Origin of the sequence: Streptomyces sp. NPDC014727, assembly GCF_043083485.1 — a bacterium.
Taxonomy (GTDB): Bacteria; Actinomycetota; Actinomycetes; order Streptomycetales; family Streptomycetaceae; genus Streptomyces.
Map to the genome: position 1 here is coordinate 1 of NZ_JBIBYR010000083.1, position 1,207 is coordinate 1,207.

Below are 1,207 nucleotides of genomic sequence, written 5' to 3' on the forward strand. Positions count from 1 at the left end.
CCTGCTGAAAACAGCCGTCACCAACCCGGACACCCCACTCCGAACCATCGACGTACTCCTCCCCCACGAACGCCACCAACTCCTCGAAACCTGGAACAACACAGCAATGACCACCGCGTCGACGACCGCGTCGACGACGGTCTATCAGGTGATCGAGGAGCAGATACGGCGGACTCCAGACGCGACCGCTGTGGTCTTCGGGAAGACCGAGCTGACCTACCGGCAACTTGAGGCGCGGGCCCGCGACATCGCTGCCGCCCTCTCCGCCGCGGGTGCGCGGCCGGACGCCGTGGTGGCGGTAGCACTACGTCGTTCGCCGGATCTGGTCGCGACGCTGTTGGGGGTCTTGAAGGTCGGCGGTGTCCATCTGCCCATCGACCCCGCCTATCCGGCGGACCGACTGGAGTTCGTGCTGAGCGACTCGGCCCCGGTGGTCGTCGTCACCGACAGAGCCACAGTCGAGTCCGTCGCCGGGACGGGCGTGCGGTGCCGTCTTGTCGAAGAGATCGCTACGGCGCGAGCGAACCCCCGACCAGCACTGCGCCCGGATCATCTCGCCTACTTGATCTATACCTCCGGCTCCACCGGCGTCCCCAAGGGCGTCGCCATGACGTCCGGCGCTCTGACGAACCTGTTGCGCTGGCACATCGGCGTCGCCGAAGGTGGCATGGGTTCACGGGTCGCCCAGTTCACCGCGTTGGGATTCGACGTCTCGGTCCAGGAGATCCTGTCCAGCTTGGCAACAGGCAAGTCGCTGGTCATTCCGGACGACGAGACCCGGGCTGATCCGCGCGCCCTCGCGGCATGGCTGCGTCAAGAACGGATCAACGAACTGTTCGCACCGACACCGGTGATCAAAGCGGTGTGCGAAGCAGCCCTGGAAGACGGGTTCGACCTGCCTGACCTGCGTGAGGTGTGCCAGGCGGGCGAAGCGCTCACCCTGGACGCCCGCCTCGGAAGGTTCTTCCTCGATTCCGGGACCCGGCTTCGGAACAACTACGGTCCGGCCGAAACGCACGTCGTCACCAGCCACTCCTTGGACGACCGGGATACCGAATGGCCGACCGTCGTTCCCATCGGCAGCCCGATCTTGAACACCCGCATGCGTGTGCTGGACTCCGGTTTGTGTCTGGTTCCGGTTGGTGTGGTGGGTGAGTTGTATGTGTCCGGGGTGCAGTTGGCGCGTGGCTATCTCGGGTGTTCCGGA

Annotated in this window: 1 protein-coding gene; it reads left to right on the forward strand. The window is 65.4% G+C overall.

Annotation, left to right across the window (positions count from 1 at the left end; genetic code table 11):
* Window positions 1–106: 106 nt before the first annotated feature.
* A partial coding sequence (locus tag ACF1B9_RS38000; RefSeq protein ID WP_391795991.1) for an AMP-binding protein occupies window positions 107–1,207 on the forward strand: 1,101 nt, incomplete at its 3' end.